Below are 13,671 nucleotides of genomic sequence, written 5' to 3'. Positions count from 1 at the left end.
GAAGTCATCAATGCCACCGCCACCGATGCCGCTGATAACACCTCAGTAGAATCGAATCCTGCGAGTGCCCCTGACAGCACGGCACCAACGGCGCCGATTATCGCCCCTGTTATCACTGATAACGTCGCCAATGATGGCAGTGGTGATGTGCTCGACCCTGCAGAAACCATTACTGATGGCGGCGTCACTAACGACAATACTCCAAGTGTGACCGTCCCTGCTGATCAAGTAACTAACGGCACCCCGCAATTGGTCATTGATGGAGTGGTTGTACCCTCAACCTCTGTGACCAATGGCGATGGCAGCGTGACCTTAACGCCAACCACGCCACTGACTGATGGTGAGCATGACCTAAGTTACAATCTCACAGACGATGCCGGTAACGTGAGTGATGATGCGCCTGCTGTTAGCGTGACGGTTGATACCACCGTCATCATCGCTCAAGATGACTCCAATGATATCGATTTAGGTAAATTACAAGTAACCACTTATCCTTCAGTAAATAACGATAGCGTCACCGTACTTGGTGTCGCCGAAAGCGATAGCGGTACAGATGGTACGCTTGACTTTACGGTAAGTGAAGGCGCTAGTGGTACTGTTAGTATTGAAGTTAGTCAGACAGCGCTAGTCGCAGTAGCGGATGCAGTCAATATCGAGGTCTACAATAGTAATGGCGACCGTGTTTATGTCGGTACGACTGGTGGTAACCCATTGGTGGGTGATGTAATAGGTCTAGAATTATTAGGATTGACGGGCAATGACACATTAACAGCAGTCGTATCTGGTTTAGAGCCAGGAGATTACACTGTGGTGGTGCGTAAAAGTGAGAGTGCATTAACCACTTTAGTACAAGATGTGGAGTTGGCAGAGTTGGGTGACTCAGGCATCATTTTAGGTCCAGATAACCAAGAGGCTGTCTTAAATACAGTGGAAACCTCACTTAATACTGACTCTCCTGGCTTGGGAACTACTGTCAAAGGTATTCTGTCAGCTGCATTGCTAGTAACGAATGAGCTGGGTGTCGATGCGTTGGTGACGTTGCTTCAAGAAAATACCGTATTGAACACTTTACTTGGTGGTGTGGTTGACCCGGTATTGGATGCGGTTGCAGTAGCATTGCTTAGCAATACTTTAACGCTGCTTGAAACCACTGATGTCACTGCCACACTAACGGAATATGATTTTGATTCAAGTATAGCCATCACAGGTAACGTGATTGACCCTGATGGGTTAGTAACAGGTGAGTCAGGTGAGGATACGGTTACTGTTAACACTAAGCTGACGGACATAAGCAGTGATAATACAGTTTCAGAGCCAACATCTCAGCTTGTCGACGGTGTCAATGTATTTACCATACAGGGGCAATACGGTGTACTAGTGATTGACGAAAATGGTGACTATACTTACACGGCCAATGGTGATTATGCTTCGTCAGGTGAAACAGATGTGTTTGAGTACACTATCTCTAACGGTGCAGCAGGTAACAGCGATACCGCAAAACTTGTGATCAATATCAGCTCTACGGCACCTGCTGCGCCAATCGCAGCGGCAACTATCACAGACAATGTAGCTAATGATGGCAGCGGTGGTGTACTAACACCTTCAGAAGTCATTGCAGATGATGGCACCACAAATGACAATACACCAAGCCTTGAGGTTGCTGCTGGTGTACTTAGTGACGGTGAAACACTGCAGTTAGTGGTAAATGGTAACGTAGTTGATGCAGTACTCACTGAAAACGCTGATGGCAGCTATACTTTAACGCCGCAAACGCCTTTAGATGATGCTGAGTATGAGCTAAGCTACAACATCAAAGATGCTGTGGACAATGTGAGCGGTAACGCACCTGCTGTGACAGTTACAGTAGATACAACCTCACCGGCGGCTGTGGATAATGAATCCACGCTAAATGTGAATGTCACGCCCACCATCACCACGCAAGAAACACAAACACAACCTGTAGGAGGGCTGTTAAATCTTGGCGTGCTTTCGGATACGATAGATGTGAGTGTGCTAGGTAGCAACAGTGGGCTCACTTTTGTGGTACCCAATAACTCTACTGAGCAAGTGACCGTAGATGGCACTGGTTCAGCTTTCCTAGACTTGTCATTGTTAGGCGATACCAATTTTGACCTTGTAGTGTATAGAGTTGAAGAAGGTAGCACCGATGCTGTATTAGTATACGAAGAAGTAAACTGGTTGGTTAGCTCAGGAGGTATTTTGGGAGCTTCGTGGAGTGCGAATGAGCTGGTATTACCAGAGTTTGAAGGTGGCGGTACTTATTACGTGACACTAGGAAATGCTAGCGGGCTGTTAAATGTTAGCTTATTAGGTAGCTTATCCATCAGTACAGTGTCCGATGTGGTTACCAATTACAGCCCAGATGAAGGTGTCGATGGAACGGTAGCGGGTAACGTTATCACTGACTTAGGCGCTGATGGTACTGATACGGCAGCTACTGGTACCGTAGTATCAGCAGTCGATGGCTTAGCAGTGATTGACGGCACAGAAATAGTAGGTAACTATGGCATGTTGACCATTAATTCGGATGGTAGTTACAACTATGCGGCTAATTCTACGTTTACAGGTACTTATGGTGATGTAGATGTTTTTGAGTATACGATTACTGCACCAAATGGTGAGTCATCTTCTGCAAATCTAGAAATTACGATCGACTATGATTCTGAGAGTGGGGCAGCTGCAGGTCGTGTAAGTGCCAGTAGCTTCACACTTGCTGATGATGCAGCTTCTATTGATATTCCTGATACGTCATTGACTGTCTCAAGCGAAGGGCTTGATGTTCTAAGCTTTGAAAGCGAAGATCAAACCATCAGCTTATCTGATATCTTTGAAGTTGATGTGATAGATATAAGTGGCATTGGTGCGAATACGTTGACCGTACAAGCAGCAGATATTACAACCTCAGATGCGATCTATGTTAGAGGTGATAGCGATGATACCGTAGATTTAGGTAATATTGGTACTGATCTCAGTGATACAGATGGATCTGGTAATGCGGCAACGTGGGTAAATACCCAAACCACGACGTCAGATGCTGATGGGCAACAATATAATGTGTGGGCGCTGAGCACTGACTCGGCTACACAGGTCAATATTGATGTTGATATTACCAACATTATCTAACATTCAATAGTTGAACTTTTATCTTGAAAACGCTTCCAAAATGGAGGCGTTTTTTACAATATTTGTCTAATTTTTTTGAGCTATAGTGAATAAGTATAAAAAATAGCCTTAATATAATGGCTGTATATTTATATGCAAATACAACAAAGCATAAGGTGCTACAGGGCAGGGCAATAAAGACATGGATGAACATATAAACTCGAATCTTCTAGTAAAATATTTAGAAGTATTTTTACCATCTATTTATGATAACTGGACGCAGTCACATCTCACGAAGCTAAATAAAGAAACAGAAAGCAGCTCAGATGGCATAGTGTTAGATAATTTGGCCAATACTTTTGTATTGTCGGTATCTGATGGTTGCAAAAAAGCCAAAACGATTACTTTTATTACTAGGAATTTAGCAAATATAGATAAAATAGGTAGTACCAGTGATTTTTCTGATTTTGAAAAGATATTGCCAGAGATAATAGTAAAAATTGATAAGTTATCAGAAAAGTTTGATGCTCCTATTGTTTGGTTAAGGCTTGAGTGGCTTAATCAAGCTTCACTCACTACTTGGTCAAATTTTCAGCAAAGTCTAAAAGGATTTAAGCGCAATTATTATCGCTCAGGCGTTGCATTTGAAGGAGTGCGTGAGCCATGGTTATTGCTCACCGAAATGGAGCTGAATGCCAATGCATGCCTTTATATGGGTAATACGGTTTCTCATGCAGGGGTTAATACTAATAACCTGAATGTGTATCTAAAAGCACGCCATGGCAGTAGCCAAATTCCAGAGTTTAGCGATGATTTACCCATTATTAGTTTTAATACGGCAGGTGTATTTATCGATCAGAATACAGGTGAGTGCCATGACCTTCATACACAGCCACGCTTTAAGGGTCACCGCAAGTTGTTGCCACTATCGGCAGATACGACTCAGCCTATTATTGAGATGTCTACAAATTACTTAGCCAGACAGGTGCAGCCTTCTGGCCAATATGTGTATGGATACTTTCCTTGTTTTGGTCGCACGATAGATACTTATAATAGTCTGCGCCATGCCAGTAGCACCTATGCACTGATAGAAGGCTATGAAGCTTGTCATGGTTTTGACGCCTATCGTAACGATGAGGCTGAGCTTGCTTTAGCTAATATGAAAGTTAGCATTGATAATGCCATGAGCTACCTGATCGATGAGCTTGTTCAGATCTATGATGACAAAGCATATGTGATTGATACTGGTGGAGAGATTAAGTTAGGTGCGAATGCCGTTGCGATATTAGCAATCGTTAAATATCTGCAAGTGTTTAGAGGTACACCAAAAGCAGATGATTATCATGCGTTGGCAGAGCAATTAGCGCTAGGCATCATCGCGATGCAACAAGACGGTGGTAGCTTTGTACATGTCCTACATAGCAAAGACTTAACGCTAAAAGCGAAAAACCGTATCATTTATTATGATGGTGAGGCGGCATTTGCAATGATGCGTTTGTATGGTTTGACCAAAGATGCGCGCTGGCTTGATTGTGTCACTCGTGCGTTTGACTATTTTATCGAAGCCAAGCATCATCAAGCACATGACCATTGGTTATCTTATTGCTCAAACGAGCTAATCATTTATAAGCCTGAAAAAAAGTATTTTCAGTTTGCAGTAGATAATATTAAAGGTTATACCGATTTTATCAAAAACCGTGTCACTACTTTTCCGACATTGCTTGAGCTATCCATGGCGTTTCACAAAATGCTATTAAAACTAGATGAACATCCTGAGTTTCATGATGTGTTAGCAGGTTTTGATGTTCAAGGGTTTTATCAGGCATTGCATGCGCGTGCTAATCATCTTATAAATGGTTTTTTCTTTCCAGAAATGGCCATGTTTTACAAATCCCCGCAAGCTATTTTGCATGGATTTTTTATTCGCCATCACTCGTTCAGAGTACGGATTGATGATGTAGAGCACTATCTATCAGGGCTTATTGGTTACTTTGATTTTTTAAAAACGGCCAATTATCCAAAGCTTGCTACGAAAAAATATCAGTCAAATTATGATGTAATCCATGCAGATAACGAAGACAAAAATCAGCCAGTAGCATCAGATAGTCAGGATTTGAAACAATCTGTGTTAACAGCCAATTCGCTTGTCCTTGCAACTAAGGGTAGGTGGCTAGTCACACCGCCAGTAGATTGGTCTGCAACAGGATTATGCATTTGGCCACCCAGTTTTGAGTCAGGTCAGTTAATCGTGGCTCGAGGAAAAAATATGGCGGTGGGCTATTTGTCTGAAAAATCGATTGAGTCTTTAGTGAAAAAAGGCGCTTCTGCCATTATCACTGATGATGCCATAGCATACAAAAACTCAAGTATTCCTGTGCTGTACGTGCGCGATATACGTCAAGCGACTATTGCGATTGGACGATATGCTCGCCAAGTCTTTGATGGTCAGGTTATCGGTATTACCGGTAGCGCTGGGAAGACCACAACGGTGCATATGCTGGCACATGTACTGAATGGTTTCGGCGGTGCGAGCTATACTCAATCTAGTGCAAATCTACCAGTGGGTATTGCATGGAATTTGGCTTCTATGCCTCATTCTATAAGTCATTGGGTACTAGAGATGGCGATTGGCTCTATGTCTGCCAATACCAATTTAGTCCGCCCCAATATAGCGCTCATTACCAATATTGCTCCAGCACATCTTGAGTATCATCATAATGTTGAGACTATTGCTCTCAAAAAATCACATATTTTTGAAGGAATGGCGCCAGGTTCTCTCGCCATTGTTTGCCGAGATATCGAGCAGTATAGTTTGATAGAGCGTTTAGCAAACATATGGGGCATCCACGTTGTAAGCTATGGTGAACATGATGATGCAACAATTAAGCTACTCATTTACCATCAAAAAGAGGCACAAGCACAGATAGCAGTTGATGGTCAGACTTATCTGCTGAAGTTACAGGCCCGTGGTCAGCACATGGTGCTAAATGCGATGGCTATATTGGCCGTGGTCAACCATAATAATTTACCTATCCGTGAAGCCATTACTCGATTAGAGAGTTTTAAAGCCATGGCTGGGCGAGGGCAAGTACTTGAAACGACTTATCAAAACCGACCAATCACACTTTACGATGAAGCTTACAATGCCAACCCATTATCCATGCAGGCAGCACTCGAAACCTTTGAGCAACTACAGGCACCTATCCATCAAAAAGTATTGATTTTGGGTGATATGTTAGAGCTAGGTGGTGACAGTAGTAGGTACCATTTACAGTTGGCCCCTATCATTGAGAATATGAATTTCAGAGCTGTGATTTTAGTCGGGAGTCAAAGCAAAGTATTGCTTGATAAGCTCAAAAGTCTAGATATAACACTTTATCACTTTGAAGACATACAAGCCTTAAACTTGAAACTACATGAGTTTATTGAAGATTATGACCATGTTTTTATTAAAGCCTCTAATGGCATCGGACTCAACAAGCTCTTCATAGAAGTAAAAAACCTATTGTTTATCAGCAAGAGTTAGAAGTAGTTGAGACAAAAGATACTACTATTATGGAGGATTTTAATACAGACGCCGCCATACTGTATATCGTTGCTTATACACATGAAAAACAAGCTTATTACTTAGCAGTAATAAGCCTGTTTTTGATGGAGTGACTCTCGCAGATGTTCAACAAGCAGTTTCAATTTTTGATCCGGTTGTTTTGCCTTAGGATAAACCGCATACATTCCCATTCTTTTTCGTGTAAAGCGTTGCAAAATCTGTGTGAGCGTATTTTGCTGCAGTTCCTTATAAACAAGTGCTTGTGGTAAAAAAGCGATACCTAAATCGCTAAGCGTCGCTTGTTTAATCGCATCAAGATGGTTGCTATAAAACCGGCCTTCTATAGGAAGCAATTGCTCTGTGCCATCTATATATAGTGGCCATATATCGTTAGCCGCATTATCAAACTTATAGACCAAGCATTTATGATCCTGTAATTGTTCAGGTGTCTGAGGCGTACCATGTTGCTCCAAATAGTCCGGTGTCGCACATATTACCCACTGGCTATCTATAAGGCGCCTCGCAATGAGAGATGAGTCTTCAAGTTCTGCGGTTCTTATGGCCAGATCAAACCCTTCTTCTATCAAATCAACCAATCGATTGGTAATTTGTAAATCTACCGATATTTCAGGGTGTTGTTTGCAAAATTCAGCAATCGATTCGCTCAATACTAGATTGGCAGAGACCACTGGCATGGTGATACGTATGTTGCCCTTCATATCTTCACCGTAACCCGTTACCGCATTTTCGGCTTCTTGAAAGGCAAATTTAGCAATTTTCGCTTTGTTATAAAGGGTCTTTCCTGCATCAGTTAAGCTCAACTTTCGGGTGGTTCTATAAAGTAGCTGTGCGTTTAAGTTTTCTTCTAATCTTGCAATGCGTTTGCTTACGACTGAATTCGTCAATGACAGTTTTTCAGCGACCCTAGAAAATGAACCTTCATCAACCACTTGAACGAATAAAACCATATCGTCAGCTTTGGCCATACTTGTTCTCCAATTGCTTTAATGCGTCTTAGATTATAGCAAAAAAAGAAAATAATATTGTCCTTTGATGCAATATATCAATGTATTGACAAGGCGTAGAATATTTTAGGGCGTTTTGAGCATTTGACCATTTAATCATGCACTGACTAAAGTTGTCTTCGGCTTTTTTCAAAAATAGCTTTGACAAATTAACTGTGATTAGCAGTGCCTATTTATGAATGTTCAATACCTCAGTCGGCACTAAGTTATGAAAAACGAGTCATAAAAATTAATTTATGAAAAATTAAGCCATAAAAATAAATACTGACATGGCTTTACTCAAGGAAGGTCACACAATCAAAAGGATATGATTTTGAATCAGACAATATATGGACTCCTGGCACTATTGCCAATTGTTCTCTGTGGTATTTTGCTTATTGGCTTACAGTGGTCAGCCAAAAAAACCATGCCAATTATTTTAGCCGTTACTGCTGGGCTAGCGCTTTTCATCTGGGATATGACGCTTAATCGCGTGTCCTCATCGATCATTCAAGGAATGGTCATTACCGTCTCAGTATTGTGGATCGTCTTTGGTGCTATTTTCTTACTGAATACGTTAAAACACACTGGTGCCATCGCCGTTATCCGTGCTGGGTTTACCAATGTATCGCCAGATAGACGTGTTCAAGCCATTATTATTGCCTGGTGCTTTGGGACATTTCTTGAGGGTGCCGCTGGTTTCGGTACTCCTGCAGCTATTGCCGCACCTTTACTGGTAGCGATAGGATTTCCAGCACTGGGCGCAGTTTTAATGGGAATGATGATACAAAGTACGCCTGTATCATTTGGTGCGGTCGGTACACCTATTGTTATTGGGGTAAATAAAGGATTAGATACAGCGGCCATTAGCGCTCAACTGGCACAAGAAGGACTAGAGTGGGCTGACTTTTTACAACTGATTACCAGTCAAGTGGCTATTATTCATGGTGTCATTGGTACGTTCATGCCACTTATCATGGTGATGATGCTTACTCGCTTCTTTGGTAAAAACAAAAGCTGGAAAGAAGGCTTTGCGATTTGGCCATTTGCTATATTCGCAGGCTTGGCATTTACGATTCCTTATACCCTAACAGGTGTCTTTTTAGGGCCAGAGTTTCCGTCATTGGTCGGTGGTTTGGTCAGTGTCGCCATTGTGGTTAACGCGGCAAAACGTGGATTTTTAGTGCCAAAAACCACATGGGATTTTGAGCCGCAAAAGAACTGGCCAAGCGAATGGATGGGCAAGTTAGTAGTCAGCAAGGATGATTTGACGCCGAATTTAGATGGCAAAAACATGTCTACTGTCATGGCATGGTTCCCTTATTTGCTGGTTGCCCTTTTACTGGTTTGTTCAAGAGTGTTTGAGGGGTTTAAATCTTTTCTCAATGGTGCGACGTTAGACTTTGCCTCCTTATTAGGCGAGGCAGATATCAGTGCCAGCTTTAGTCCTTTATACTTACCAGGTGGACTATTATTAATCAGTGCCTTGGTTGCCGCCGCTTTTCAAACCAAAAAATCAGGCAGTGCACTAAACAGTGCATTCAAAGAGTCGGGAAAGACTGTATTAGGGGCTGGATTCGTCCTTATTTTTACGATTCCAATGGTTAGGATTTTTATCAATTCAGGCATAAACTTATCAGATGTGTCAAGTATGCCAGTCGCCAGTGCAGAGTTATTTGCGGGTACTTTTGGCAGTGCTTTTCCATTGATTAGTGCAACCATTGGGGCATTAGGTGCCTTTATCGCCGGCTCTAACACCGTATCTAACATGATGTTCAGTCAGTTTCAATTTGAAGCCGCCATGAGTTTACATATTTCACCTTCTTTAGTCATCGCAGCTCAAGCAGTTGGTGCTGCAGCTGGTAATATGATTGCCATACATAACGTGGTGGCTGCATCAGCAACGGTGGGTCTACTCGGTATGGAGGGTGCCACACTTAGGCGTACTATTTTACCTACCCTCTATTATGTGCTGTTCTGTGGCATCATCGTCATGGCTGCCATTTACCTCTTTGGTTTTCAAGGGCCTTTAGCATAATGAGTGACACACAATCACAAGTTAAGGAGCATTATATGGCTTCATCAAACCTTTTCTCATCAAACATAACGTATCCGGACACACTCCGTCCTGATCTAGTGTTAGAGAAGCTAACGCATTTACTGGGAGCCAGTAATGTACAGGCTGATCCAGAGAAAAACGAGCACTATAGAATGGGGTGGCGCTCTGGTGGCGGCAATGCTTTGGCTGTTTTGTTTCCGCAAACACTGCTGGAGATTTGGCGCAGCTTAGAAGTGTGTGTAGAAGGCGACTGCATCATTATCATGCAAGCGGCAAAAACAGGACTGACTGAAGGTTCAACCCCGAGCGGTAATGACTACGATAGACCAGTTGTTGTGATTAACACGCTTGCAATGAACCAGTTGTATTTGGTGAATGACAATGAGCAAGTGATTAGCTTGCCTGGGGCGACATTACATCAGTTGCAAAGTGAGCTTAATACCGTAAATAGGGCGCCTCACTCCGTCATCGGGTCCTCGACATTAGGTGCGTCTATTATTGGTGGTATTTCTAACAACTCCGGCGGCGCGCTGGTTAAAAGAGGCCCTGCCTATACCGAGCTTGCACTGTTTGCCCAAATAAACCAACACGGTCAACTGGTGCTAGTCAATCATCTAGACGTAGAATTGGGCGACACTCCGGAAGAAATACTCACTAATTTACAAACAGGTAATTTTGATAAAAGAGAACTGCCTGACACTGGCAAGCTAGCATCAGACAAAGAGTACATCGCTAGAGTAAAAGATGTTGATGCAAGCACACCAAGCCGCTTTAATGCGGATAAGCGAAGACTGTATGAAGCCAGTGGCTGCGCTGGCAAGCTTGCCGTGTTTGCAGTACGTCTTGACACTTATCCAATAGCGGCAAAAGAGAAAACCTTTTATATAGGCACCAACAGTGTGGGTGAGCTTGCACAGTTGCGACGGCAGATACTATCAAACTTCAAAAATATTCCTGAAGTTGGTGAGTATATGCACCGTGATATATTTGATGTATCTGCTAAGTATGGCAAGGACACATTCCTGAGTATTAAGCATCTCGGTACAAATGCCTTACCTAGATTGTTTTCTATCAAAGGCGCTATGGATGCAAAGTTCCATAAATGGTCATGGATGCCAAAGCATTTTACTGACAAAGTCATGCAGTTCATCGCCAATATATTTCCAAAGCATCTACCGAAGCGCATGATTGAGTATCGCGATCAATATGAACATCATCTCATCATAAAAATGAGTGATGAGGGTATAGCAGAGGCTCAAGACTTTCTGAAGACGTTCTTTGCTGCGTCAGACACAGGTAACTATTTTGAATGTAGTCAGGAAGAGTCAGAAAGCGCGCTTTTAAATCGTTTTGCCGCAGCTGGTGCCGCATTACGCTATGAAGTCATGCATGAAAAAGAAGTCGGCGATATATTGGCATTGGATATTGCCATACCACGTAACGAATTAGAATGGCTTGAAACCCTACCTGAAGAAATTGAAAAGCACTTAGAGATGAAGCTGTATTACGGGCACTTCTTTTGTTATGTGTTTCATCAAGACTATATTTTGAAGAAGGGCAGTGATGCACACCTTGTTAAAAAGATGATGTTAGCGCTATTGAGCGCCCGCGGGGCAAAATATCCTGCTGAGCATAATGTAGGGCATCTATACGAAGCAGAACCTGATTTGCAAAACTTCTATAAAAGTCTAGACCCAACCAATACCTTTAATCCGGGTATTGGCAAAATGTCGAAAACCAAACGTAACTGCTCGTGTTGTTTATAAGCGACACCTAGAACTGGTATTGGCCTGATTATTTATGAGTGGTTAAGTAGTTAAGCCACTAAGTGGCTAAATAGTTCAGTGTTTGTCTATTATAAATGTTCAATACGCACTAGGAAGCACTGCCGATGGGTAGTGCTTTTTTATTATTTCTCGGTAAATGTATCAGTGTTATCAAGCTTAGAGCCACACTTATTCAAAATGATTTTGTTATCTATTGTTAAATACCAGTCGATGCTATGTATAATGCAGCACTAGCATAGCTTTCACTCAGTATGGCTTTCACTCATATGCCTTTAATAAGAAGATTACATTATGTCAAACAAGCGTCCTTTATATATTCCCGTTGCTGGCCCCGCTCTTTTAGAAACTCCTTTACTGAATAAAGGTAGTGCTTTTTCATCAGAAGAACGTAGTAGCTTTAATTTAACGGGATTATTACCTCATAATATTGAAACGATTGAGGAGCAATCATTACGTGCTTATCATCAACTGAGCTCATTCACTGACGCTATGGATAAGCATATTTACTTGCGTAATATACAAGATACCAATGAAACCTTATTTCATCATCTCATTGAGCAGCATATCGAGGAAGTCATGCCGCTCATTTATACCCCAACCGTTGGTCAGGCGTGTGAAAAATTCTCGCAAATTTATCGTCGTAAACGGGGTTTGTTTATCTCATATCCTGAGCGTCACAAAATCGACGATATGCTACAAAATGCCACCAAACAAAATGTCAAAGTGATCGTTGTTACTGACGGTGAACGTATATTGGGCCTAGGGGATCAAGGTATTGGGGGCATGGGAATTCCAATCGGTAAGTTGTCTTTATACACGGCTTGTGGTGGTATTAGCCCAGCTTACTGTCTACCTATTTTGCTGGATGTCGGTACCAATAACCAACAGTTGCTTGACGATCCTATGTATATGGGCTGGAGAAATCCGCGCATCTCTGGCGATGAATATAATGAATTTGTGGACTTATTTATTCAAGCCGTTAAGCGCCGTTGGCCAGAAGTGTTATTGCAATTTGAAGATTTTGCTCAGGAAAACGCGACCCCGTTATTGAATAAATATCGTGATCAGCTATGCTGCTTTAATGATGATATTCAAGGGACTGCTGCGGTATCGGTTGGTACTTTGATTGCAGCGTGTCTAAATAAAGGTCAAAAACTTAGCCAACAGAATATCGCATTTTTAGGCGCAGGATCTGCTGGTTGTGGTATTGCTGAGCATATTATTCGCCAAATGCAGCGCGAAGGGTTGACTGAAGAGCAAGCTCGTAGTCAAGTATTCATGGTTGATCGCTATGGTTTATTGACAGATGGTATGACAGAGCTACAAAAATTCCAAGAACCGTTAGTACAAAAAGAATCAGCTGTTGCAAGCTGGGATAAAAGTAAGAAACTCGGCTTAGCACAAGTGGTTAAACAAGCAAAAATTACCGTATTATTTGGTGTTAGCGGACAAAAAGGTCTGTTCACCCAAGAGGTGATCGAATCGCTATGTGCTAATACTGAACACCCAATTGTACTACCACTTTCAAATCCAACTTCTCGCGTTGAAGCGACGCCGCAAGAAGTCATGAATTGGAGTAAAGGTAAGGCAATTGTTGCGACAGGTAGTCCTTTTCCTCATACTACTTATAACGGTCAGTCTTTTGAGGTTTCTCAGTGTAATAACAGCTATATTTTCCCCGGTATTGGTCTGGGTGTTTTAGCAGCACGTGCGACGGGTATCAGCGATAATATGCTAACGGCGGCAAGCCAAGCCCTTGCAGATATATCAATGGAATATGAAAAAGCACCTGGTGCCATATTACCACCCATTAGAGTTATCAGAGAGATCAGTGAAAAAATAGCTTATGCAGTGGCATTGCAAGCGGCTCAAGATAAGTTGGCACTACCTATCACATCGGAGAACTTACAACGCCGGTTAAAAGCGAATTTTTGGTTACCTGAATACCGTAACTATCGTCGTACTTCTTTCTAGTTTTATAAATTAGATATAAAAAACCTTAATATTGGGCAAATTATCTAAGTACAATACTGAATAAAAAAGGGAGTTGATGAGCCTATTATGCTGGAGAAGGTAGCTGGCTTTGCAAAACAATTCTTGTCAGTAGCCTGATGTTAATAGCAAAAAACCACCTTAACAGGTGGTTTTTTT

Annotated in this window: 6 protein-coding genes; 5 read left to right on the top strand and 1 reads right to left on the bottom strand. The window is 42.1% G+C overall.

Translation table 11 applies throughout. The features are described from left to right. Both I6E84_RS08960 and I6E84_RS08955 read left to right on the top strand, forming a co-directional pair. Positions 1-3,144 (top strand): beta strand repeat-containing protein (locus I6E84_RS08960; protein WP_197217561.1); only part of this gene is annotated, 3,144 nt, incomplete at its 5' end. A gap of 181 nt (positions 3,145-3,325) precedes the next feature. Continuing rightward, positions 3,326-6,649 carry a UDP-N-acetylmuramoyl-tripeptide--D-alanyl-D-alanine ligase gene (locus I6E84_RS08955; RefSeq protein WP_197217560.1) on the top strand — a complete coding sequence of 1,108 codons (3,324 nt, stop codon included), beginning with the start codon at positions 3,326-3,328 and terminating at the stop codon, positions 6,647-6,649. Between the two features lie 101 nt (positions 6,650-6,750). Here I6E84_RS08955 and I6E84_RS08950 read toward each other — a convergent pair whose 3' ends face one another. Continuing rightward, positions 6,751-7,656 (bottom strand): LysR family transcriptional regulator, encoded by a 906-nt coding sequence (locus tag I6E84_RS08950; protein ID WP_197217559.1) that lies wholly within the window; start codon positions 7,654-7,656, stop codon positions 6,751-6,753. Positions 7,657-8,008: 352 nt separating this feature from the next. On the opposite strand from I6E84_RS08950, the gene I6E84_RS08945 reads away from it, so the two are divergent. From I6E84_RS08945 to I6E84_RS08935, 3 genes are all read left to right on the top strand, one after another. Next, positions 8,009-9,712, top strand: a complete 1,704-nt coding sequence (locus I6E84_RS08945) for an L-lactate permease (protein ID WP_227680886.1) — start codon at positions 8,009-8,011, stop codon at positions 9,710-9,712. Positions 9,713-9,747: 35 nt separating this feature from the next. Beyond that, positions 9,748-11,499: a D-lactate dehydrogenase gene (dld, locus tag I6E84_RS08940; RefSeq protein ID WP_197101257.1), complete on the top strand. Its 1,752-nt coding sequence runs from the start codon at positions 9,748-9,750 to the stop codon at positions 11,497-11,499. Between the two features lie 312 nt (positions 11,500-11,811). Then, positions 11,812-13,494 carry an NAD-dependent malic enzyme gene (locus I6E84_RS08935; RefSeq protein ID WP_197101272.1) on the top strand — a complete coding sequence of 561 codons (1,683 nt, stop codon included), beginning with the start codon at positions 11,812-11,814 and terminating at the stop codon, positions 13,492-13,494. The last annotated feature ends 177 nt before the right edge of the window (positions 13,495-13,671 follow it).

This window comes from Psychrobacter sp. SCQQ22 (assembly GCF_015864605.1).
Classification (GTDB): Bacteria; Pseudomonadota; Gammaproteobacteria; order Pseudomonadales; family Moraxellaceae; genus Psychrobacter; species Psychrobacter fozii.
This window is presented reverse-complemented; position numbering and strand designations above follow the sequence as displayed.